This is a genomic window from Pseudoalteromonas luteoviolacea S2607, from assembly GCF_001625575.1.
GTDB lineage: Bacteria > Pseudomonadota > Gammaproteobacteria > Enterobacterales > Alteromonadaceae > Pseudoalteromonas > Pseudoalteromonas luteoviolacea_E.
Genome location: NZ_AUXV01000008.1, coordinates 41,959 through 66,454 on the forward strand (window position 1 = coordinate 41,959; position 24,496 = coordinate 66,454).

Genomic DNA, 24,496 nt, shown 5'->3' on the forward strand with positions numbered 1-24,496 from the left:
CATGATTAACATCGCAATTAATGGCTATGGCCGCATCGGTCGCAACGTATTACGCGCACTTTACGAATCAGGTCAAAATGAACAAATTAAAATTGTTGCAATTAACGACTTGGCTCCAGCTGAAACTAATGCTCACTTAACGCAGTTTGACTCTGTTCACGGTCGTTTTAATGAAAAGCTTACTTTGGCTGGCAATACACTGGTTATTGGCAACGATGAGATTACATTAACGCAAGAGCGTGATCCGGCAAACCTTCCTTGGAAAGCGCTGAATGTAGATATCGTACTAGAGTGTACAGGTATTTTTACTTCACGCGACGCAGCAGCTAAGCATATTGAAGCAGGTGCAAAGAAAGTTATCGTTTCAGCACCAGGCACTGACTTAGATGCAACCGTGGTTCACGGTGTTAATAGCGAAGTGTTGAATGCTGACAGCAACATCATTTCTAACGCTTCATGCACAACGAACTGTTTAGCACCAGTTGCTAAAGCGCTGAATGACGTGGTGGGTATTGAACAGGGTAGTATGACGACCATTCATGCGTTTACTAACGACCAAAACCTATGTGATGTTTATCACAAAGACCTGTATCGTGCACGTAGCGCGACTCAGTCAATGATCCCGACTAAAACAGGTGCTGCAAAAGCTGTTGGTTTAGTGCTACCTGAGCTTGCTGGTAAACTTGATGGTATGGCTGTACGCGTGCCTACTGTAAACGTTTCTCTTGTTGATTTAACCTTTGTTGCTAAGCGTGAAACTACTGCTGAAGAAGTGAACGAAATTGTAAAAGCAGCAGCCGAAGGTGCGATGGCAGGTGTATTGGAATACAACACGCTGCCGCTGGTGTCTATTGATTTTAACCATAACCCTGCATCTTCTGTGTTTGATGCAACACAGACAAAGGTTGAAGGAAAGCTGGTTAAAGTGATGGCTTGGTATGACAATGAGTGGGGTTTCTCAAACAGAATGTTAGACCAAGTTAAAGCACTGGGTGCATTCTTATAATTGAATGAATTTTGTGATAAAGCCCCGCGTTAGCGGGGTTTTTTGTTTTTACACTGTTGTAATATACGAATTTGTAGTGGATGCTTTTTTGGCTCTGAGCACTCAGTTTGATTCTTGAGCAAAGACTTTGCAGTCACCTTAGAAAAGGTACAACTTGGTCGAAAACCTATCATCAATTGGTATAAGTCACTTGAGAATCCATGCACAATATGAAAAAATTCCAAACAAATAAAATACAGTAAACTCCGAATCGAGGAACATAATATGCGCATTATCCTTTTAGGCGCGCCTGGTGCTGGTAAAGGCACTCAAGCTCAATTTCTAATGGAAAAATTTGGTATCCCACAAATCTCAACTGGTGACATGCTACGCGCAGCGATCAGTGAAGGTACGCCGCTAGGTCTAGAGGCAAAGAAAGTAATGGATGCAGGCCAGTTAGTTTCTGATGAAATTATCATTGGTTTAGTAAAAGAGCGCATTGCAAAGCCTGATTGTGAGAAAGGTTTCCTTTTAGATGGTTTCCCACGTACTATTCCTCAAGCAGACGCGATGAAAGAAAATGCCATCAATATCGATCATGTAATCGAGTTTGATGTTGCTGACGAAATCATTGTTGAGCGTATGGGTGGACGTCGTGTACACCCTGGTTCTGGACGTGTATACCACGTTGTTTACAACCCGCCTAAAGTTGAAGGTAAAGATGACGAGACGGGTGAAGACTTAATTATTCGTGCGGATGACACTGAAGAAACAGTTCGTAAGCGTCTAAGTATTTACCACGACCAGACTAGGCCGCTTGTTGATTACTACCAAAAAGAAGCACAAGAAGGTAATACGCAGTACCATAAATTAGACGGTACGCAAGCAGTTGAAAGTGTGAGCCAAAAACTTGGTGAACTACTAGGTTAATTGCTGAAAATGCATTTTAACAATAAAGCCCAGCTTCATGCTGGGTTTTTTAATGCGAAAAAATGCGCCTAAATAAGGCGCCAAGTAATCAGGGGTAATTCAAATGCCAAACTAATTAATTTGGACGGTGCTATTAAATACTATTATTGTGACCAAATTATGACAATGTGGCTGTGCCAATTTCGGGTTTTGCGTTTGCTTTGACCAATTCTTCAGCGGGACAGGGTTTGCTGAACCAATAACCCTGAAACTCTTTAATTCCTAACTCATTTAACATTTTGAAGTCACTATAAGTTTCGACACCTTCTGCCAGTAATGCGATTTGCATGTTGTCGCAAATCGTAATTAAGCCCAGCAGTAACGCTTGTTGTTTCTTTGCATCAGTGATATCTGTCAGTAAGCTTCTGTCTAGCTTGAGTCTTTTTATAGGGCACTCTAATACACGGGCGATGTTAGAATATCCGGTTCCAAAGTCATCAATACTTAAAACAAACCCAAGTGCCTCGAGCTTTTCCATCGTCTGATTGTGGTCATCTGCAAAGCTATATTCCGTGAGTTCAAGCTCTATTGATTCGGGAGAAATACCATATGACTGAGTAATTCTCTGAATGTCACTAACAAACTCAGGGTCTGCGATATCTCGAGAGCTAATATTGATGGCGATAGGGACATCAATGTAGGTGTTCTTTGTTAAAAACTCGCATACCATGGTGAGCATACTGCGAGTAACGTTACTCACTAGTCCAAATTCCTCGGCAATAGGAATGAATTGTGACGGAGGCACCCAGCCTAAGAGGTTACTGCGCCATCTAGCCAAAGACTCGTAACCAATGATGTTCTTGTTCACATCATGCTTACTTTGCAAATAAAGCTTAAGTTCACCCAGCTCTATGGATTTCTCTAAAAGCAATGCCATTTCATGCCGTGCGAGTGTTTGTCTGCGAGTGAGTTGATCAAATATGGTGACCATTTGCTCTGGTGCTCTTAGCTCACAAGCTTGAAGTGCATTCTTCAGAAGCCTTTCCGCTACGTATCCATGCTCAGGGTAGGTGGCTATGCCAATTGCATACTTAGAGTGAAACTGGTGCTGGCCGAGTTTAAGCCAGAAATCTAAATTTTTATGCCACCTGTTGGCCGTCTCACTCAGTGAACTTTGAGTCTCAACGAGTATTGCTATGCGACCAGCACCGATATAAGCAATTTGATCCAGTAGATCAGCCTCTTGTTCGACAAGTTGATTAATTCGCGCATAGAGGGTGCGGTGTTGCTCGCCATCAATCATATAATCTAGGACGTGCTTATTGAGATTGTCAGCGATAAGTAGTGCGAAAGGAATACCTCTGTCTATATGCACTTGTAACTGTTCTAGTAGCCAAGTTTTATTTGGCAAATTAGTGGTTTTGTCGAAGTACTTAGCTTGTTGGTGTGCGACATCTAAAGCGAGTAAATCGTGTTGCATTTGCTGTTGATCTGACACATCTTCCAAGTACCAAGCTTTAATCCTGTCTGAATGCTGTTCTTGTGCAGCGACTTCAATGCATCGCTCATTCACCGAAAAGGTCTTAGCAACATCCATCAATAAGTCGCTATCGGATGTAAGGTAGGTTATCTCATCATCGGTTATGCGGCTTAAGTTGAGTGGTAAGGAAGCCGTTTGAATGCCTAGTAACCTTTTTGCTTTGTCGTTTGCTTCAACAATATTAAAAGTAGGATCAACAAGAATGATGGCATTGTATGACTTTTGGAAAAACCGCTGATAAATCTGTTTTTGCGATCTCAGCAAAGTATTATTTTCGAGCATATGTTGGTTCAAGCGGTTTGCTGCGAGACTGGTTCTCCAAACCGCCAAAGGGATACAACAATTCAAAAAGAAAAACAGCAGAAGTTGAATATGCAGTGGGGCGTCCACCAACATCCGTTGGCCTTTGGGGATGAGGGAAATATCGACATTGTTTATAATGACTAAGAAAGGCAGGATATTAATGACAGCGTATAGGGTGGCTGTTTTTTTACCAATTAATATGAGAGCAATAATCGGCGTGATATACATAAATATGGAGCCAAGGTGAGAAAGCTCTACATTTGGTATATATAGGTTAATAAAAATACCAGCCAGAACGATGCTCAGTAACAGCAAATGTGCGGTAAGAAAAAATGCGCGTCTACTTAGGAAAAGTAAACCACCTAAGCTAATGGTGTAACCTGCGGTCAATGCAATCACATAGTTTAAATCATAGTCGATGGCTGCAGGTAAACTGTTAAGAAAAATGCCAAAGCATAATATTAACCCAGTGGTTAAGATAATTCTTAACGCACTTAGTCTCCAGGCTGGGACTTTAACCGTGGGTCTTTGTTCTTCTTCAAGCAAGAAAAATCGACTAAAAGTACTCAAAACTAAATATTTCGTATTATTATTTTGAACAATACTAAGGTCTATCCGTACACAATTCAATGACAAATAGCCAAAATAAAGACCTAAATCAAACTGATTGCGTTGTCATAAGATATTGCAAATAGAGGAAAAAGGCATTTGGCATCACAGTTGGTGGCTTTCTGTTCAACTGGCATAGTGATAACGTCGCTATAATGAATGAATTGCACGATTAATATCCAAAGGCGCCTTGCAGTACTGATAAATTACACAAAAGGCGTTAAGATACGGGCATATCATGCATTAGAAGAAGGCTTGAATGTAAAATGAGCAAAGGGTTCATGTTGGTTTGTGATGGTAGCAATGGAGCAGGTAAAACCACCGTAATTAAGGGCATTGAAGCCCACTTGTTATCAAAGGGGTACGAAGTTGTTTTGACACGTGAACCAGGGGGCACAGAAATTGGTGAAAAAATCAGAGAAGTAATTTTAGATCCTTCAACGCCCCAGATGTCTGATACTACTGAGTTAATGCTTTTTGGCGCGGCACGAGCGCAGCATGTTATAGAAAAAATTAAACCTGCTCTGGCGGCTGGTAAAGTTGTGATTTCAGATAGATTTGACGCCGCTACGTTTAGCTTTCAACATTATGCGCGAGGAATCGACTTAGAGACCATTAAAACTATTAACGATCTTGCATTGGGTGGCTTTAAGCCTGATTTGAACATCATCCTAGATCTAGATCCTCAAGTAGGTTTAGAAAGAGTCCAGCAGCGTGGTGAAGGGATGGATCGGTTAGAAGTAGAAAAGCTTGATTTTCTTAGCCGGGCGAGAGATGGATATTTGGCACAAGCTGCTGCAGAGCCAGAGATTTTTGCTGTGATTGATGCAAGCTTCTCCAAAGAAGAAGTATTAAAGCGCTGTATCGAGAGCGTAGATAACTTATTAGAAAAAGTATGACTTTCCGTTTTTTAGATAGGGCCGTTTAGTATTATGTATCCTTGGTTGCAGGTCTTTCAAAGTCAATTGAATGTGAGTTTTGCCCAGCAACGTTTTCATCATGCTCAGTTATTTCATGGGTTAGAAGGCGTTGGAAAGGGCGCATTGGCAACAAACTTGGCCAACGCACTTTTATGTGCGAATACGCAAGATACACTTACGCAGTGTGGCAACTGTAAAAGCTGCAATTTGTTTAATGCTCAGAATCATCCAGATTTATTCATACTATCTGCTGAGCAAAGTAGTATTGGTGTCGATGAGGTCAGAGCGTTAAATGAGTTTATATTCCATTCCGCTCAGCAAGGTGGTAACAAAGTCGTTGTTATTGAGCAAATTGAGAAAATGACTGAATCAGCGACCAATGCACTGCTTAAGACACTCGAAGAGCCTGCGCTGAAACGCTATATTTTAATGACATGTGATGACTTATCTAAAATTAAAGCGACTATTTTAAGCCGCTGTAATAAAGTAAAAGTAAATATTGATGATAATCATCAAATCCAAATGTGGTTAGAACAGCAGGGTATCAATACGTCATTGTATCCATGGATAGAGGGTTTTTGTGACCAGCCACTGCTTTTACAACGCTGGTTGACTCTCGGCATTTTGGATAGCGTAGATAGTTTATGGAAAGTAGCGCATGATATTGTTAGGATCTCAGATATCGCCGCACTTGACGGTGAGTTAAACAAAGATCCAAGTCTTTTGAATGTTTTTAGTCGCTTTTTGATGAATGCCACTAAACAACAGTTGATGACTGGTCAACTAAACTATGTAGAATACCAGCACTGTGCAGCAAGTATCGAAAAGTTTTTGTCTGACCATCGCAGTGTATTGGGGTTGAACAGGAATTTAAGCCTATCAAACTTAGTTTTTGGGCTTCAAAGTGCAATGAAACAGGATTAAATATAGTGCAAGAACTATTAGTTGATATTGAAGATCAAGATGAACTGTACCGAAGTTATATGCCGTTTTTAAAAAATGGTGGTATTTTCATTAAAACAAATACACGTTTTGATATGGGTGTCGCCGTTTCGCTGCGCGTAATGTTGCCCGATGCATTAGAAGAAGAGGAAGTTACTGGCAAGGTGGTTTGGATAACCCCTCAAGGTGCTCAGAACTCAAACCCTCCCGGAATTGGTGTTAGTTTTGATCCCGAGTTCGAATTATTAAATGATAAAATCGCTAAGCTTTTAGGCACAGCGCTCAACCACGATAAACCAACCTATACAATGTAAGAAGTAGTAATGATTGTAGATTCACACTGCCATTTAGACCGTTTAGATTTTGCAAAGCTAAAAAGCGAGTTGCCAGAAATATTACAAGCTGCTCGCGACAAACAAGTGGAGCACTTTTTATGCGTAAGTGTCACGCTTGAACAATTTCCAGATATGCTCAAAGCCATCGAAGGGTTTCGCGATGTATCGGCATCGTGCGGTGTTCATCCATTAAATCAAGAAGACGCGCTCGATAGAGCAAAGTTGCTAGAGCTTGGACAACATGAACGTGTGGTAGCTATCGGTGAGACAGGGCTTGATTATTACTACTCTAAGGACACGCATAAAGTACAACAAGACAGTTTTGCTGGGCACATAGATGTAGCGAATGAACTCAAAAAACCTTTAATCATCCATACTCGAGATGCGCGAAAAGACACGCTTGATATTATGAAAGCGCATGGTGCTGAGCAATGTGGCGGTGTTTTGCATTGTTTTACGGAAAATTGGGAGATGGCAAAAAAAGCCATAGATATGGGCTTTTATATTTCCATTTCTGGCATAGTTACATTTAAAAATGCAGTAGACCTTCAAGAGGTGGTAAAAAAACTGCCTTTGGACAGATTACTGATCGAAACCGATTCACCTTATCTTGCGCCGGTACCCCACAGGGGTAAAACAAATCAGCCTGCATATGTTCAAGATGTCGCGTATTTTATAGCAGATCTGAAAGGCTTGTCTTATAAAGAGCTTGCGCAAGCAACAACAAACAACTTTTATCAGCTATTTAGCTTAGCTAACAGAACCAATGGCATTACCTCAGGTTAGTCTACCAAATATATTAAGCGGGCCTATGGTCCGCAGAGCAGAGCCCAACAGTATTTGTTTGCAATTTATCCTGACTACGCCATCTCAGTTGACGGGGTCTATTGATGGAATAAGCACGGACAGCAAGCAAACTACGATTGGTCTTGGTGAGCGTTTGTACTTAATTTTTTTGAGCATAACGCCAAAACAAGGCGGCTTTCCACTCGACAAGGCTTTGTCATATCAAGTGTCGGTAGATGGTTCTACTCAAAAACATGATCATTTGAGTTATGGCACTACACCCACTTTGATTGTGCCTAAAAACCTATCAGGTGTATTACACGGCTCATGTAGAAACCCTCATCACCCCAGTAAAGATAGCTTGGTAGCTGCAGATGAATACTTACGCCAAGGCGCTATGGCGAGTGAACAACGTGCGAGCTTACTGTTAATGTCCGGCGACCAAGTTTATGCGGATGATGTGGCGGGGCCTATGTTAAAAGCAATACATCAATTGATCCCCATACTTGGAATTTACGAAGAGCAGCCATTAAATTTGCCATTGCCTGATACCCTAGAAGCACAGCTCTACAAAAGAGATAAGTTTCTGCCAAAGGAATCTTGGGAAAAGCGCAGTAAATTTTCGCTGGGATACTGGACTAGAAAAGATGAGCCGCACTTTTCTAGTGTCAAAGCTGGTAATCATCTAATAAGTTTTGAAGAGTTTGTCGCATTTTATGTTTTAAATTTTAGCGCAACAGCATGGACGCTTGTCAGCCCATTTGAATTCGAACAGGCGCAATTAAGTAAACCTCATGCACTACAATTTGAGGCTGAAGAGCGTGCGCTCAGGGATTTTATTGATACTTTGCCCAGTGTCGAGAGGTTGATGGCGAATATCTCAACTCTGATGATGTTCGATGATCATGATATCACTGATGATTGGAATCTCACTCCAAAGTGGGAGCAAAATATAGCTAACTCTAATGAGAGTAAGCGAATTGTAAACAATGGATTGATAGCGTATTGGTTGTTTCAAGGGCTCGGAAATGATGCGTTAGCTCAGTCCGGAACACTGCTAGGCGAGTTTAAGCAGTCATTAAAAGATGAAAAGTGGTGCTTCTCTATATTCGACAAAACGATCAACCGCTTTGGTCAATGGCACTATTGTCTAGATACTTACCCAAAGGTGGTCGTGCTGGATACTAGGACGCATCGATGGCGCAGTGAACAAGACTTTAATGAGCCCAGCGGTTTAATGGACTGGGAAAGTTTAATGGAACTGCAAGATGTTCTTATCAACCATGAGAGTGTATTGCTTGTCAGTCCCGCCCCAGTTTTTGGTGTGAAAGTCATTGAGACGATTCAAGCGGTTTTTAATAGTTGTGGGCAACCCCTTGTCGTCGATGTTGAGAATTGGATGGCACATGAGGGGGCAGCCAAAAAACTCATAGATATCTTTAAACGTGAAGACACACCCAAAGAGACAATTATATTGTCTGGGGATGTGCATTATTCTTTTTGTTTCTCTGTCCAAGCTCGCTTTGGCCGTCATCACAATCGAATATGGCAATTGACGGCATCAGGTATTAAAAATGAATTTCCTAAAGGTTTGTTGAACATATTAGAGAAGCTCGATACATGGCTATTTGCGACGTGGAGCCCATTTAATTTATTTACAAAACGCTGGCAATTGGCGGTATCCAAACATAGATCAGACTATGGTAAGGGGCGATATCTCGTGTCGGACTCTGCGATTAGCTTAGTTGAATTGGAAGAGGGAAAGCTAAAGCATTACGCGCTGCTTCATGGCACTGGGGAAGTCAGCAGCTTCGATTTGAATTAAAACTCATCGCTTTACAGCGTCAAACGTAGCTTTTGCTATAGTTATTGGTAAGTTTCGATACTAAGTGGCATTTTATGCTGTTTAAGTTGCACTTACTGATAATGATAAAATCACTTGCTAATAGAGTTACATATAGGCTGGTGTTGTTGGCTTTCTTGCTGACAGTGCTATCTGGCGCTTCTATTGCGGGTCCTCTTTTTACTGATACTTCTCAAGTAATGCGTAGGTTTGACTACGAGTCTGGACTAAGCCAAGTCACTATTATGGCACTCGCTGAAGATCAACTCGGCTACATCTGGATTGGAACGCAAGCCGGGCTAAACCGCTTTGATGGTCATGAATTCAAACAGTTTACCAGCAAACAACAAGATCCGAATGAGCTAGCAGGAGCGTTTATAACAGGCCTTTGCCACAGTGGAGAAACCGTATGGATCGGTACAAGCACGGGGTTAAGCGCCTATCACACCGTAACAGGCCGATTCCAGAGCTTTTTAAAAGAGCACTATGATGTTATCACTTCTGATCGAGTCAAAACCCTGAGTTGCAGTGGTAGCCACATTGCTGTGTCTACAGAGAATAATAAGTTTTATTTGATTGATAAAGTGACGCTTGCCCCCAGCTCCCTTGAGCTCAGTGGACGATTTATTAGTCATGTTGTCACGAACAAGAATCTTATCTATTACTTGTCAGAAGAAGGTTTGATGGCCTTTAATACTCAGTCAGGCCAAGGCAGCCAGCTCTTAAACGGTGATTATAAACATATGCGCCTAAATGGCGAAAGAGTATTCTTACTGTCCAAAAGTAACGAACTCGTCAGTTATGATACCCTCTATGAGCGTATTCTTTGGCGCAGCAAAGTGAGTGAGCGCAGAGGTCTCGAACTCAACAATATTCATATTTCATCTAATAGTTTATTTTTAGGCACCAACTATGGAGTCTATCTATATGACCTCAAAGGAAACCTAAAGAAGCATTGGTTTAAGCACGAAGGGCAGGGGTTGGGGCTGCAAGATAATAGTATTATGTCGGTATTAAAAGACAGCAATAGTGATTTATGGTTTGGCACGGAAACGGGAGGCCTTCATTTTATCAGTCGATTGAGTGAAAATTTTGGACATGTGAGTGAATACAACTTTCCAGATAGCCCCATGCAAGAGCCCGACATTCGCAACTTTGCGCTTGATAGACAAGACAGGCTTTGGCTCGCAACATCATCAGGGTTGTACTTTTTTGATGGCTCTGGGTTTAAAGCCGCTTACAGAGAATACAAGCAGCTTTCACTACTTTCGAATGCGTTCATTACCAAACTACATATTGAAAATGATCACATGTGGTTGGCAACAAGAGGGCTAGGTGTATTCAGATTGGACTTTGAAAGTGGCGAGTTATTGAATTTAGCTCCTGATGTAGGTAAAGGGCCTGAGCTAAGCTTCAATGATATCGTATCTTATAAAGGCAAAATTTTGGTCAGTTCTCGGACTATGGGGTTGTTGTATTTTAATGAAACCTCAAAACAGCTTGAATCATTTATCAAATTAGACAATGCTCCGAACCATGTGTCCTCTATTTTACCTTTTGGTGATGGGCTTATTTTCGGCAGCATTGGGGATGGATTGTTCAAGTACGAAGAAGGCGTATTGGAGCAGTTAACGATTGCTGAGTCGCTTGTGTCTGATATCGTATTTATGCTCCAAGAGGACAGCTATGGTCGTATTTGGGCTGGCAGTGAATCAGGCGTGTCCATTGTAAATAGCAACTTTACAGTCACAAAAGTAATAAAAAAATCGGATGGACTGACAAACGGTGCTGTTTGGGCGCTCATATATGATGAGCAGGATCATGTGTGGCTTGGCACCAGTGGAGGGTTATCGAGAGTTAATATTCATGATTTTAAAATCGATAACTTTCTCCCTGTGGATGGCGTACAAGGAAACGAGTTTAATTACAATGCCAGTTGGCTGTCTCCTGATGGCCGAGTTTTTATTGGGGGATCTAAAGGGTTTAACCAGTTTTATCCGAAACAAATTAGGATTGCCCCAACTAGCAGGCCGTTGTTAGTGTCGAGCATTGAGTTGTTGGGAAATGAATTGCATCCCTCTACTGATGATGAGTTAAAGCTCGCACCAGAGCTAACGACAAGGATTGACCTCAATCACAATCAAGATATTTTATCGCTTCACTATTCTAGTTTGGATTATGGTTCGGAAGGACTGCGCTTTTACTACCGCATTATTGGGCTGAGTGAAAAATGGTTGAAGTTAGCCGACGGCGTCAGACAAATTAACCTACTAAAACTGAATCCCGGTAAATACCAAGTTCAAACTTATACCATAAATCGATTCAATCAAGTCTCGCCAACCCATTTGTTTGATATAGAAATACAAGCGCCTTGGTGGTGGAATAATTATACAAAAGCGGCGTATATTCTAACGTTAACTTTGGCTTTCTATTTATGGGTAAGGCAAAGGCAGAAACGTTTCCAGCAAGTCGTTAGTGACAACCAAACAATGAACGAATTGCAGGAGCGATTGGAACTGTCGCTATGGGCGAGTCAAGATGAATTATGGGATTGGCACATTGAAACAGGAAAGATCTATCGTCATAGCGTTAAACCTAGGATTGACTACGGTGACTGCAGATCTTGGATGGCAGTGAGCGATGCTGTTCACTTTATTCATCCTAAAGACTGCGTTGCGTGGGAGGAAAAGCTAGAAGCTTGCTTAGAAGGGGATGAAGATACTTATGAAATCGCGATTCGAGTAAAAACGGTTGACGGTGATTGGACTTGGGTACTTGAGCGAGGAAAAGTGGTAAGCCGTGACAGTCACGGAAAGGTGATGCGTGTAGCTGGCGCACTCAAGGACATTGCTGAATTAAAAGCCCACCAAAATGCCTTGCAGTCGTTAAATGAAGAACTCGAGATAAAAGTGGCAGTGCGTACGGATGAGCTGTATCGCAAAAATCAAAAACTTGAGCAAGCGATGATTGAGCTCAAACGCACGCAGCAAGAACTGATCGAAAGTGAAAAAATGGCCTCACTAGGCAATGTTGTTGCGGGTATCGCACATGAAATCAATACGCCTTTAGGTATTTCAATCACAGCGATTTCATACAATGAAGAAAGCCTTAAACAAATTTCGATGAAATTAGAAAATCAAACACTTAAGCAATCAGAGCTTGAGCAGTCAATCAAAGAGCAAAGGGAAGGGTACCAATTGATGAATCGCAACCTGGACAGGGCAAGGGAACTGATTAGCAACTTTAAGCAAGTCGCTGTTGATCATTCAAGTGAAGTCCAGCGCGATATAAATGTAAAAGAATACGTAGAGGATGTTTTTAGTTCACTTGCGCCTCTGGCAAAAGGTAAAAACGTTGTCTTAAAAATTGATGGGGAAGAGCGAATCGATGTAAATACCTATCCTGGAGCCATCTATCAAATATTAACCAACCTTTACAACAACTCGATGATCCATGGGTTTGAGCATCAAGACGAAGGTTGTGTTCAAGTTAACGTGCAGCTACTTGAGGGCGCTTGGTCGCTGACGTACAAGGATAATGGAATCGGCATGAGTGATAGCAGTCTAACTACTTTATTCGACCCATTTGTCACCACAAAGCGCAGTCAGGGGGGATGTGGACTGGGTATGCATATTGTTTATAATTTGGTAACTCAACTGCTAAAAGGCGAAATATCAGCTTGGTCAAAACCTGAAAAAGGTCTTGAGGTAAGGATTAAGGTTCCCTACGTAAAAGTAACAAGCCCGATTGACGTGAAAGAGGCCTAGTCAGGTTCTCCAATTAAAAAAGCCACCGAGAAGGTGGCTTTTTGCAGATGGAAGTAAATTACATTACTCGCATTCCTGGTTCAGACCCTTCATCAGGGCTCAAAATATAGATCTCTTTTCCACCAGGACCTGCTGCCAGTACCATCCCTTCAGACATACCAAAACGCATTTTACGTGGCTTAAGGTTTGCAACCATAACGGTTAACTTACCTTCGATGTCCTCTGGCGCGTATGCCGACTTAATACCTGCAAACACTTGACGAGTTTCTCCGCCTAGATCAAGTGTAAGTTTTAAAAGCTTTTCAGCTCCTTCTACGTGCTCTGCTTTAGCAATCTTTGCTACGCGTAGGTCTACTTTAGCGAAATCGTTGAACTCAATTTCATCTGCAATAGGCTCTTTTGCCAGCGGGCTGTTTGGATCTATAGCTGGCTTTGCTGCTTCTAAGCTTTCTTTGGATGCTTCCACCATAGCGTTTACCTTATCTAAATCTACACGTTGCATGAGTGCTTTAAACTTATTGATCTCATGACCTTTCAAAGGTTCAGCGACTGTGTCCCAATGTAATTCAGTCGCCAAGAACTGTTCAACATTCGCACTCATACCTGGTAGGACAGGTTTTAAGTACGTGAGGATAACCTTGAACATATTCAGGCCAAGTGAGCACACTTGGTGCGCGCGCTCTTGTGTTGCTTCATCTTTAATTAGTACCCATGGAGCTTCAGCATCAATAAACTGGTTTGCTTTATCTGCAAGCGTCATAATTTCACGAATAGCTCGGCTATATTCGCGGTTTTCATAATGGGTGGCAATTGTTTCTGAAGCAGCCGTGAACTCTGCTAAAAGCGCTTCATCCATAATTACGTCACTAAGCTTGCCAGAGAACTTTTTAGTGATAAAGCCTGCACATCGGCTGGCAATATTAACCACTTTACCTACTAGGTCAGAGTTTACACGCTGCGCAAAATCTTCTAGGTTTAGGTCTAAATCGGTAATGCCACTATTTAGCTTAGCAGCGTAATAATAGCGCAAGTACTCTGGGTCTAGGTGTTCTAAGTAGGTTCTCGCTTTGATGAACGTACCTTTTGACTTAGACATTTTAGCGCCATTTACTGTAACAAAGCCGTGTGCGAAAACATTGGTCGGCTTTCTAAACTCTGCACCTTCAAGCATTGCAGGCCAGAATAAACTGTGGAAGTAAATAATGTCTTTACCAATGAAGTGATATAGTTCTGCGTCAGAATCTTTACCCCAAAAGCTGTCAAAGTCTATGCCACTCTTGTCGCATAGGTTTTTAAAGCTAGCCATATAACCAATAGGTGCATCAAGCCAGACATAAAAGTACTTACCTGGGGCGCCTGGGATCTCGAAACCAAAATAAGGTGCATCTCGGCTGATATCCCATTGCTGTAGGCCTTCTGCAAACCACTCTTCAAGTTTATTGGCCATTTCTGCCTGTAGGCTACCTGAATGCAACCATTCTTTTAACATGCCTTCGAAAGCAGGCAAGTCAAAGAAGAAGTGTTCAGAGTCTTTCAGGATAGGCGTAGCACCAGACATCGCAGACTTTGGATTTTTGAGCTCTGTTGGGCTATATGTTGCGCCACACGCATCACAGCTATCACCATTTTGGTCATCTGCGTTACAGGTTGGGCAAGTGCCAGTAACAAAACGATCGGGTAAGAAGATACTTTTTTCAGGGTCGAACAGTTGCGATATAGTACGTTTTTTGATGTGACCTTTATCGTTTAGGCGAGTATAGATAAGCTCACTAAGCGCCTTATTCTCTTCACTATGTGTACTGTGGTAGTTGTCAAACACAATATTGAAGTCAGCAAAATCTCGCTGTCTTTCAATACTGACGTTTTTCACCATTTCTTCAGGTGTAATGCCCTGCTTCTGGGCATTAAGCATGATCGGAGTACCATGAGCATCATCTGCACATACATAATATGCTTCGTGGCCACGCATTTTTTGGAAACGAGACCAAACATCGGTTTGAATATATTCTAATAAGTGCCCTAAATGAGTTGGGCCATTTGCATACGGTAATGCACTGGTAATGAGAATTTTTCTCTTTGTCATAGTTTTCCCATGGATTTTTAGCCGCATTGACTAATACCAATTGAAGTACTGTGCTAATTTTAACGATTGAATTTAGTACAGATTTAACCTTTAACTGGAATATGCCCTCTTAACGCGATTTTGACTGGTCTTAATGAACTGAATGTTACATAATTCCAGCGTTATTTTCACCACCTGATGGCGTTTTATTTGTATGTTTGGTATCAAGAGTTTGTTCAGTAAAGAAGATCCTGTTGAAAAGAAAATCATTGAGCTTTTAAATAATTATCGAAGTGCGATTTTTCCGATGGGGATCCAGTCAGAGTGGATAGATCAAATTAAAAAAGAAAATAACGAGTGGCGAGTTCGTATTGATTTGCCATTTGCGGCTAAATCACAACAATCCATTTTGAAAGCACACTTGCAAGACAGCTTAAATCACGAGATCACAGTCTCTATCAATGCTCAGCTGGCTCCTCACTATAAGTTTAAAAAGATTAGGCATATTATTTTGGTCGCATCTGGTAAAGGCGGCGTAGGAAAGTCTACTACTGCGGTAAATTTGGCCTTGGCGCTAAAATCAGAAGGAGCGAGAGTTGGTGTGTTAGACGCGGATATTTATGGGCCATCAATCCCTTCGTTGCTCGGTCTTGTGGGCGAACAACCTACTGCTAAAGATGAAAAAGTCCTGAACCCTATGGAAAAATATGGGCTAAAGACGATGTCCATTGGTTATCTGGTACCAGCGGAGAATGCCACGGTATGGCGAGGTCCAATGGCATCGCAAGCGTTGAGCCAGTTACTCAATGAAACGGATTGGGGGGAGTTAGACTATTTGATCGTAGATATGCCTCCAGGTACTGGGGATATTCAGCTTACTATGACGCAGAAAATCCCTGCAAGTGGCGCAGTCATAGTAACAACGCCGCAAGATTTGGCCTTGGCAGATGCTCAAAAGGGTATCGCAATGTTTTCGCAGGTCAATTTGCCAATTATCGGCTTGATTGAAAACATGAGCTTTTTCAATTGCTCGCACTGTGGTGGAAAAAACCACCTTTTTGGCAAGGATGGCGGAAACCAATTGGCTGCCCGCCATGGAGTACCATTGTTGGCAGAAATTCCCTTGGATATTCAAATTCGGGAAGAGTCAGAGCAGGGGGCTAACCTAATTGACAAAGAGCTGCCTATTAGCGAACACTATGTATACAGTGCGCAATTGATTAGCAGTATGCTGCACCTACAATCTCATGACAGTAATGGTGTCGAGATCGTTATCACAGATGATTAGTCATTTTTACTGCCTCAAAACGCATTATTTTTCCTAATAGCTGGTAATTATCACCACAGCTTCCATAATTGAGTTAAGCGGTTTGGGTTAATACAGTAAGTACCTATTTCTAGGTGTAAATTCTGGCGTCATATAGTATGAACGTGGAGTTTGTCTACGAGGCGTTGACCAAAACAGTTTGATCCTAATTTAATCACTTACTCAAGGAGGTGGGTATGTGGTTTATAACAGTGAAGCTCTTTATCATTTTATTGTTGGCGGGTTGTTTAAAAGTTGAGGCTGCTCAGGGAAGTTATACTATTGAGCGCTTTGCTGATACATCCAATCAGCTCTCAATTGATGCTGTTATTGATCGTAAAAGCCACTTTAGTTCTATCGATACAAAAACGAAATTCAATAAAGGGGAAACCGTTTGGGTTAAGGTTAGTAGCGATGATAAAAATCGGCAGATAGTTGCCATTACAAGCCCGATAGAGGGGCATGTTAAACTGTATCGAGTAGTCGCGGGCTCTGTCGTTGACTATGTGCTGGCGTCACCCATGATTGGCTATACATCGGCAGAGCAAAGTATATTGCCTCATCAAGCCTTAATTGATGATGGACAACCTGCACAAGTGTATATTCAAGTACATGCCAAATATAGCGGCATGTTATCGCTGTCAGTAATGTCTTCGGGTGAATATCGCCAAGTATTGAGCAAACGGCTTTTCATTCTAGGGGCCAGTAGCGGTGTTCACTATTTTATTGCGTTTTTTGTATTACTAATGGCCTTAGGCCAATCTCGCAAAGGACTCGGGTCTTTGGCGGCTTACTTTGTGTGTATAAGCGTTCAAAGCGGAGTTTATAATGGTGCTAATACGCTTTTATTTCCAAACGATATGGTAGGGTATTTCGCCACCTTTCACAGTCAAATCTTTTTACTTTCGCTCATTTTCGCAATTTTGTTTTTATATCATTTTATGGTTGAGAAAAGGGCTGATGGGCAATATACCAAATTAGTCACAGCATCTATTTGGTTTATAGCGGCATTGGCTGTACTCATTGCGCCCCTCAATGCACAGAACTCGCTTGTTTTTCATGTCATTGCAAGCTTAATTTGCTGCATTTTATATGCGGTTGTTTTAAAAAGTCAGTATGGTGAGCATAAAGATGAAGTACTGGTTTTGGTGCTAACTTGGTTGCCTATTTTTGCTTTAAAAGCGTCAATCTTTGTGAATCAATTTGGGATCTTCATTCCCGTCGATGAATCTCTCTTGAGCCACCTATTGATAACGCTTCATGTCGTGATGTTGGCCTGTTATTTGTACTGGCATGATAAAAACAAGAAAAGAAAGTTGATGTTCTATGCCACCCATGACAAAGACACTGGTGCGCCAAACCGATATATGTTGCAGCAAAGTCTAGAGGCCTTGGACAAAGAAAGTAAACCTCATACATTATTACTGTTTCGTCCATTTGTGTTACAAACAATACGTTTAAATATGGGATGGAACTACGCCAATGCGCATTTGAAAAAGTTGCTCATAAAAGTCGGGGAGCAGCTAGACACTTATGGAAACGTTGTTATAGCGGAAGATTTGAAAAGTCATTCCTCTATTTACAGGCTTGATGATTCTTTGTTTGCGGTGGTGTTAATCGGTAAGTTTGAGCTTAGTCAAGTAGAGCAGTTTGTTTGTATTTTATCAGCCAGCTTTGAAGAGGGCATTGATTTTGGAGGTGATTTACTCGTAGATCAACTGGAAATTGGTGTGGCAAGTAACCCGATCCATGCAGCCAGTGCTGATTCTCTCATCCAATGTGCAATGCAAGCAATGGCCGCTAAACCTGTAGGCACTAATAAATGGCAGTTATTTGATTTTGGAAATTCGATTGTATCTCAGCGGCGTATAAAAATTGCTTCTGCATTAAAAGTTGCCATTGAACGAAAGCAGCTAAGTTTATATCTACAGCCTCAGCTGCACTTGAAATCAGGACGTGTGTATGGTGCAGAGGCATTACTGCGGTGGCATCATCCCGAATTGGGGGTGATCCCCCCCAGTGAATTTATTCCAATTGCCGAGTCGTCAGGTATTATTTATGAATTGACTGAGTGGGTTATTGAGTCTGGGCTAAAGCAGCAAGCAGAGCTAGTTCAACTGTTGCCTTCGCATACATTGTCTTTGAATATATCTGGGCGAGATGTAGGAAGAAAAGAGTTGACAGTGCAATTGATTGAATTAATTAATCATTATGAACTGATTCCATCTCAAATTGTGCTTGAAGTAACAGAGTCTGCCACCGTAGAGAATGAAACCATGTTGTTTGATAGTTTAACTGACTATCGAAGTGTTGGTATCAAAGTTGCCATTGACGATTTTGGCACTGGCTATTCGTCCTTGGCTTATCTAAGTCAACTTGGGTTTGATAAATTAAAAGTAGACAAACGTTTTGTCATGGATTTGGAGAGTTCTAAAACAAACCAAACTATTTGCAAGGCAACTTGTGACATGGCGCACAGCTTGGGCTCAATCGTAGTTGCTGAGGGCGTTGAAAGCGAAGGTAGTTATAGGCAACTACAAAGCTTTGAATGTGATATAGGGCAAGGATATTTTATTTCTCGTCCTTTGCCATTTGAAGACTATAAAGTGTGGCTAAAAAGAATGACTGGTGTAGAGGACGTTATTCATTATTTAACGTCCTAGCGAACACCACAATAAACAATACGTGACCGAGTTCTAAACTTTGTTGTGTTCACGGAGGTTTTCTAGGCAGTTTGATAGCGTCTCAGCGAGCGGCATTAAACCAATTGGTTTTGAAAGCACGTCATTCATGCCTGCAAGTTCGCAAGCTGCTCTATCTTCTTCAGAGGTATTACCGGTCAACGCGACAATGTGGGCATGGCTGGGTAAAAGTTTTTGCTGTAGTAGGTTCTTGGTGGTTGTCAGCCCGTCCATGACGGGCATGATGCTGTCCATAAAAACCAAGTCGTATGCTTTAGCTGAGCACTTTTCAAGAGCAATCTCGCCATTACTGGCAAAGTCTGAAGTAACGTTAAACTTTAGTAAGTAAGCTTCCATCACTTTTTGGTTAATTTCATTGTCTTCAACAACAAGTACATTAAGTTTCGATGCGTCAAAAGCGCTATCTTGGCGAGACGCTTCTGCTATTTGTACCGAGGTTGTATCAAAAGGGATTGAAACCTTAAACTGACTCCCTTTACCAAGTGTACTTTTAACTTCAATACGGCCATTCATGATCTCTACGAGCTCTTTAACGATGGACATACCAAGCCCAGTCCCACCGTATTGGCTGCCGACTTCTTTTTCACCTTGTTTAAATGGTTGAAATAAAGTGTTTAGGCTATTTTGAGACATGCCAATTCCAGTGTCGGAGACTAATATATGGAGCATAATTCCGGAGTGAGTATCGACAGACTCAACGGACAACTGGATGGCCCCTTGCGTGGTAAACTTTAGCGCATTGCTCAATAAATTAGTGAGTATTTGATTCAACCTAACTGAATCGCACAGTACCATGCAGTTTGAGCTAAGTTTTATATTGGTCTCAAACTTTACTTTGGGGTTTTTAATGAGCTGTTTGTACAGCTCAACCACATCAGACACTGCTATGGAAATATCTGTGGGCTGGGGGGTTAAGGTCAGTCCTTCTTGGGAGATTTTCGAAAAGTCTAGCACTTCATTCACAAGGCCTAATAGTATATCGGCACTGCGCAGAGCCAATTGCAAGTTCTCCATTCTGATCTCGGGATTTATTTCGTCCAGAGAATTGATAAGTAGTCCTGATATACCGTTGAGCGGGGTTCTCATTTCATGGCTTATCTTAGATAAAAAGTAACTTCTTTCATCCAGTAGCATCTCGGCTTCACGGCGCTGCTCTTTGAGCGTTTCTCGAAGTTCTACAGACTGTGTAATATCCTGAATTGAGCCGAACAAACAGGTGCACTTTCCATCGGCATATTGAGTCTCGCCATGCCAAGACACCCATATGCACTTGCCCGTTACTGTCTTTACTTTTAGCTCTATTTCCCAAGGCTTAGCTGTTAACTCAGCATCAGACAGTGAGCGCAAAAATTGCTGTTTGTAATCGTCGCATTCAAAGAGTGAGAGCCATAAATCCAATGTCGGTGTATCGTGATCTGGAAAATCATGAATTCGTTTTGCTTGGTCACTCCAAAATAAATGCTGAGTCTCTAAATCTAATCTCCAACTTCCTATGGAAGCTACCTTTTCCATTTTCTCTAATGTTTTATAATTGTCATGCAACACCGCCTCTGCTTTGCGCCGAGCAAACTCAGAGCCTAACCACTGAGCGAACAGCTCTACATAGTCAATATGCTCTAAAGTAAATGGCTCGCTGATCTTTGGAGAAGAAAAATTGACGGTACCTAGCGTTTCATTTCCAACTCTAATCGGTGCTCCAATGTATGATTCTAGTTGAAAGTTTGAATAGCAGGGATGAGTAGAAATTACACTGTCACCAGCATGGTGAAAACATAGTGCCTTGTCAGCTTTGAGCGTATGAGTACAGTATGTGTTGCCCAAATCAAAGCGACATTTTGGTGTGAGGTCCGGATTGTCTGACTCCACGTACAATATAACGTAGCTTGAGTCCACAACCTTACTCACAATAGCAATTTCCAATGAAAACACTTCTAAACCAAACACAAGTAAAGATTGTATTTTCTGGTCTGTAGAAAGTGTCTGATCTGACACGATAGAGTGAAATTGCCTTAAAAAACTCACCTTATGGTCCTTCTTCTTGTGCCAGTGCAAAGACTGCTAATGATAGCTCATAATCTGGCGTGTGCATGGAGTACGCTGATACGCTATGTATATATTATATGAAAAGATTTACGTTTCAATGAGGTAATTTATTATCGACTCTATGTTTGTCGATTATGTAGACACCCAAAGCTCGGTTTAATTTTGTGAGAGGAGCTGAGTATGCAAAATGTCTCCGAGAGTTTTAAAGTAATCAAGGAGTATTTTAGAGAGTACATCACGCTCATGTGATAATAAAAACCCGCCCGACATCTCCAGCTTTGATTTTCTAACGTCCGAAACGAGGAACTCATTTTCAATTGTGCCTTGATAGGCTATTGTGCATTCAAAGGCTCGCGCGGTTAACTCTTCTGGCAAGCTATAGTATATACGGCCAAACTGCTTATCTAACTTGACTGAACGACTGAAATACGAACTTGGTTGTTTCGCATCCTCACTCAGTAAAACTGACTTATATATATTGCTGAGCTTGTGATTGAGAGGGTGAATGAGGTTAGGGGGGTCTCTTAACCAAACGGAGGATGCAAAATCAGACGCGTTACAGGTTTCGAACAAATGCTTGCATATATAATGGTCAAATGCGTGCCACCATTCGTGTGCTAGTGCACCACCACCAGCGTTTTTTGCTAATGCCAAAGTTCGTCGGCCTGGTTCATAATGCGCTTGCACGCCTTTTTGTCCGCCACTGCCAAATGCTAAATTTAAAGTCTGCCTTAAACCTATTGCTTGAGGAGGTAAGGATAAAATTTGTGCAAGGTCTGCGAGCGCATCATATATTAAATTTGCAGCAACGTGTTGTTCTTGTTTAGTTACCCAGTTACCTAATATGATGGTCTTAAAGCCAAATGTGGCTTTTATTTCATCAAAGCAAACCTGATCTCCAAACCGGTAGTCAGGTCCACTGCGCTTAAATTGCCGATTAAGCCGAGTCGTCATTATCTAAATACCGTTCTCTTACATGTGGCGGCATAAATTTGGTTTGTTCAGTGATCATACCTTGCAGTAATTTGTAGAGTGGTTTTGGGTCTATGCCGTCATAAACAGTTAAGAAGTAAGCGCACGCCTCTAAAGTAGACAAACTATACTTCTGTTCTGCTTTTCTGATCTTATATTGATTTTTAGGCGCACTATTGAATGAGATTTGTGGGAGCTCATTGAGCCATGGGTTTAACATTGCCAACTTGTGTGTTTTTTTCCACGTCCCGTCTAGCACAAACAAATAATCAATTCTTGTTTCTTCGGAGGTAGTATTTTCTATGGAGGCGGCATTTTCTCCTGGGTATAAAAGTGCACAATGATTATGTTTCGCAATGGCTTGTGCGTCGACGAAATCGCTTGGAGTCTCTCCAACAAAGACATGAATGTTTTTTAGTTGCAAACTAAGCAACCTCACCGTGTTTTTTGCCGCGGTAACCTCAGAGGGGTGCTGTAATACAACTAGGTGTGTTTTGTTCGCGAGCACATTCGATATGTGGTCGCATACACAAGTTTTTACAGAAAAGTGGCAATTTTTGCAGGTACTTCTTTTCATAAAAGGCCAGTGCGAGTTAAAGTGTTGGGTATATTAACATATTTTTGTGGTTATCTTTGCCCTTGTGACGACTCTTAGCTAGCATATAGTAAAGAAAGGGTGTGTAAGGGTTCCACTACTGTAAAGGATTTTTATGAGCACGATAATTGACGAAACCTGCCTGGAAAACATGCAGTCTCTTTTGGGAGATCAATTTAGCGACACATTAGAGTTCTGTTTAACTGAGTTTGAGCGGTTAGAAAACGAAGTTAAAATGACCATAAATTCGGATTTAGAAGCCGCTACAAGGAATGCACATAGCTTGAAGTCTAATGCAGCACAGTTTGGTGCAATGAGCCTATCTGATGTGGCAAGAAAAATAGAAATGGCATTACTCGCAAATGAAGTCGAAACAGCAAAAGCCGAAATTGATAATTTGAGCGAGCAAGTTGTTGCTTCAAAATCAAAGTTACAGCATTGGATTACATCCAGCGTTTAACTCTCGACACTCAAACTATTATTTTATGCTGTAAATCAATTTTGCATGGCCAAAGTCTACGTTGGGTTTGGCCCTTGTCTTGTTAATCATAAAAATCTCTATATTTCCTGTAATTAACACTTCTTAGACGCTTTTCAAATCTTTGCGTTATGGGTATGCTAGCCAAGGAATGGGGAGATATTTGATGAACAAAATAAATAAAAGTAATAAATTAACGGGAGTGTGTTACGACATACGAGGGCCTGTATTGAGTCAGGCTCAGAAAATGGAAGATGAAGGGGTAAAGGTACTCAAACTAAACATCGGAAACCCTGCCGCATTTGGTTTTGATATGCCAGAAGATATGCATCGAGATATCATTCGTAACCTCCGTCAAGGACAAGGGTATTGTGACTCGAAAGGGTTATATTCTGCGAGAGTTGCAGTCTACCAATATTACCAACAGAAAGACTTTCCGAATTTAAGCGTAGATAATATTTTTATTGGTAATGGCGTCAGTGAATTAATTCAAATGGTGACGCAAGCACTATTAAACGATGGTGATGAAGTTTTAATACCAGCTCCGGACTATCCGTTGTGGACTGCATCGGTTAGGTTGTCGGGTGGCGTGCCTGTACATTACATGTGTGACGAATGTGCAGATTGGTTTCCTGATTTGGCAGATATTCGTGAAAAAGTCACGAGTAAAACAAAGGCTCTGGTGCTCATCAACCCAAATAATCCAACAGGCTCGGTATATAGTAAAGAATTACTTGAAGGCTTAATTGATATAGCCAGAGAGCATAATTTGCTTGTTTTGAGCGATGAGATTTACGAGAAGATTTTATTTGATGGGGCAGAGCATTTTTCAATTGGCTCTTTGTGTGACGATTTACCAGTTATTACTTTTAATGGGCTAGCTAAAACGTATCGTGCGGCTGGACTTCGCATGGGCTGGATGGTTGCGAGCGGCAAGGTATCGGCTATGCGTGACTTACTCGAAGGTCTAAATATGTTGGCCTCTATGCGGTTGTGTGCCAATGTGCCCGCACAATTTGCAATCCAACAAGCCCTAGGTGGGGTTCAATCTATTGATGATCTATTACTACCTGGTGGACGGTTATACGAACAAAGAAATATAGCATGGCAAGGGTTGAATGATATTCAAGGGCTTTCCTGCGTAAAGCCAAAAGGTGCACTTTATGCTTTTGCTAAATTTGATACTAAACACTTCAATGTAAAAAATGATGAATTAATGATGCTTGACCTATTACGAGAAGAGAAAATTCTGCTTGTGCATGGTCGAGCATTTAATTGGCCATCTCCTGATCATTTCCGCCTTGTATTTTTGCCGCATAAAGATGAACTAGAGCCTGCACTGCAGTCGATGAAACGTTTCTTTGACAGTTATAGGCAGTAGCTACTTAAAATATGCCCC

17 protein-coding genes are annotated in these 24,496 nt (G+C 41.5%); 12 read left to right on the top strand and 5 right to left on the bottom strand.

Features of this window, described 5'->3' with window-relative positions:
• Nucleotide 1 precedes the first annotated feature (1 nt).
• Nucleotides 2-1,006, top strand: a complete 1,005-nt coding sequence (gene gap / locus N480_RS07130) for a type I glyceraldehyde-3-phosphate dehydrogenase (RefSeq protein WP_063371830.1) — start codon at nt 2-4, stop codon at nt 1,004-1,006.
• Nucleotides 1,007-1,270: 264 nt separating this feature from the next.
• Nucleotides 1,271-1,915 (top strand): adenylate kinase, encoded by a 645-nt coding sequence (adk, locus tag N480_RS07135; protein WP_063371831.1) that lies wholly within the window; start codon nt 1,271-1,273, stop codon nt 1,913-1,915.
• Nucleotides 1,916-2,072: 157 nt separating this feature from the next.
• Here the strand turns inward: adk and N480_RS07140 are convergent, their stop codons facing one another.
• Entirely contained in the window at nt 2,073-4,307 is a 2,235-nt protein-coding gene (locus N480_RS07140; protein ID WP_155732778.1) for an EAL domain-containing protein, read from the bottom strand.
• A 305-nt stretch (nt 4,308-4,612) separates the two neighbouring features.
• On the opposite strand from N480_RS07140, the gene tmk reads away from it, so the two are divergent.
• The 6 genes from tmk to N480_RS07170 all read left to right on the top strand — a co-directional run bounded on the left by tmk (nt 4,613) and on the right by N480_RS07170 (nt 12,939).
• Entirely contained in the window at nt 4,613-5,245 is a 633-nt protein-coding gene (gene tmk, locus N480_RS07145) for a dTMP kinase (protein WP_063371833.1), read from the top strand.
• 33 nt (nt 5,246-5,278) lie between these two features.
• Entirely contained in the window at nt 5,279-6,190 is a 912-nt protein-coding gene (gene holB / locus N480_RS07150) for a DNA polymerase III subunit delta' (protein ID WP_063371834.1), read from the top strand.
• A 5-nt stretch (nt 6,191-6,195) separates the two neighbouring features.
• Entirely contained in the window at nt 6,196-6,522 is a 327-nt protein-coding gene (locus N480_RS07155; RefSeq protein ID WP_063371835.1) for a PilZ domain-containing protein, read from the top strand.
• 9 nt (nt 6,523-6,531) lie between these two features.
• Nucleotides 6,532-7,329: a TatD family hydrolase gene (locus tag N480_RS07160; RefSeq protein ID WP_063371836.1), complete on the top strand. Its 798-nt coding sequence runs from the start codon at nt 6,532-6,534 to the stop codon at nt 7,327-7,329.
• Nucleotides 7,310-9,154: a hypothetical protein gene (locus tag N480_RS07165; RefSeq protein WP_063371837.1), complete on the top strand. Its 1,845-nt coding sequence runs from the start codon at nt 7,310-7,312 to the stop codon at nt 9,152-9,154. Before N480_RS07160 ends, N480_RS07165 begins: the two co-directional genes overlap by 20 nt.
• Before the next feature lie 74 nt (nt 9,155-9,228).
• Complete coding sequence (locus N480_RS07170) at nt 9,229-12,939, top strand: two-component regulator propeller domain-containing protein (RefSeq protein WP_231102235.1); 3,711 nt, start codon at nt 9,229-9,231, stop codon at nt 12,937-12,939.
• A gap of 58 nt (nt 12,940-12,997) precedes the next feature.
• On the opposite strand, the gene metG is transcribed toward N480_RS07170, so the two are convergent.
• Nucleotides 12,998-15,022, bottom strand: a complete 2,025-nt coding sequence (metG, locus tag N480_RS07175; protein WP_063371838.1) for a methionine--tRNA ligase — start codon at nt 15,020-15,022, stop codon at nt 12,998-13,000.
• Nucleotides 15,023-15,215: 193 nt separating this feature from the next.
• Between metG and apbC the strand changes: the two genes are divergently transcribed.
• A complete protein-coding gene (apbC, locus tag N480_RS07180) occupies nt 15,216-16,289 on the top strand; it encodes an iron-sulfur cluster carrier protein ApbC (protein ID WP_063371839.1) in 1,074 nt (357 codons plus the stop codon).
• Nucleotides 16,290-16,504: 215 nt separating this feature from the next.
• Nucleotides 16,505-18,970 carry an EAL domain-containing protein gene (locus N480_RS07185; protein WP_063371840.1) on the top strand — a complete coding sequence of 822 codons (2,466 nt, stop codon included), beginning with the start codon at nt 16,505-16,507 and terminating at the stop codon, nt 18,968-18,970.
• A 33-nt stretch (nt 18,971-19,003) separates the two neighbouring features.
• Here N480_RS07185 and N480_RS07190 read toward each other — a convergent pair whose 3' ends face one another.
• The 3 genes from N480_RS07190 to N480_RS07200 form a co-directional block, all read right to left on the bottom strand.
• A complete protein-coding gene (locus tag N480_RS07190; protein ID WP_063371841.1) occupies nt 19,004-21,031 on the bottom strand; it encodes a hybrid sensor histidine kinase/response regulator in 2,028 nt (675 codons plus the stop codon).
• A 177-nt stretch (nt 21,032-21,208) separates the two neighbouring features.
• Entirely contained in the window at nt 21,209-22,006 is a 798-nt protein-coding gene (locus N480_RS07195; protein ID WP_331245794.1) for a CLCA_X family protein, read from the bottom strand.
• A complete protein-coding gene (locus N480_RS07200) occupies nt 21,990-22,601 on the bottom strand; it encodes a tRNA-uridine aminocarboxypropyltransferase (protein ID WP_063371843.1) in 612 nt (203 codons plus the stop codon). Before N480_RS07200 ends, N480_RS07195 begins: the two co-directional genes overlap by 17 nt.
• 133 nt (nt 22,602-22,734) lie before the next feature.
• On the opposite strand from N480_RS07200, the gene N480_RS07205 reads away from it, so the two are divergent.
• Together N480_RS07205 and N480_RS07210 are read left to right on the top strand one after the other, a co-directional pair.
• The gene (locus N480_RS07205) at nt 22,735-23,079 is read left to right on the top strand and encodes an Hpt domain-containing protein (RefSeq protein WP_063371844.1); all 345 of its coding nucleotides are present in this window, start codon (nt 22,735-22,737) and stop codon (nt 23,077-23,079) included.
• A gap of 184 nt (nt 23,080-23,263) precedes the next feature.
• Nucleotides 23,264-24,478, top strand: coding sequence for a pyridoxal phosphate-dependent aminotransferase (locus tag N480_RS07210; protein WP_063371845.1), 1,215 nt, complete (start codon nt 23,264-23,266; stop codon nt 24,476-24,478).
• The last annotated feature ends 18 nt before the right edge of the window (nt 24,479-24,496 follow it).